This is a genomic window from Salifodinibacter halophilus (assembly GCA_012999515.1).
Lineage (GTDB): Bacteria > Pseudomonadota > Gammaproteobacteria > Nevskiales > Salinisphaeraceae > Salifodinibacter > Salifodinibacter halophilus.
Genome location: JABEEB010000875.1, coordinates 1 through 229 on the forward strand (window position 1 = coordinate 1; position 229 = coordinate 229).

At 72.9% G+C, this 229-nt stretch carries 1 protein-coding gene; it reads left to right on the forward strand.

The features are described 5' to 3' along the window. Positions 1 to 71: 71 nt before the first annotated feature. Positions 72 to 229 (forward strand): hypothetical protein (locus HKX41_14045; protein NNC25255.1); only part of this gene is annotated, 158 nt, incomplete at its 3' end.

The window sequence follows — 229 nt, forward strand, 5'->3', positions numbered from 1 at the left end:
CGCCGACGGACCGCGCGTCCGCCGGCAGCCGGCGGCGTCGCGCGTCCCGGCGCCGGTTCAAAGGAAGCGCCATGAACGAACTCCATGCATCCGGCCTGCCGCTCACCACCGCTCAGCGCGGCTTGTGGGTCGGACAGAAGCTCGCCTCGGCCGAAGCGACCTTGAACATCGCCGAGGCGGTGGAGATCCACGGGCCGGTCGAGCCGGCGCTGTTCCAGCGCGCGCTGCG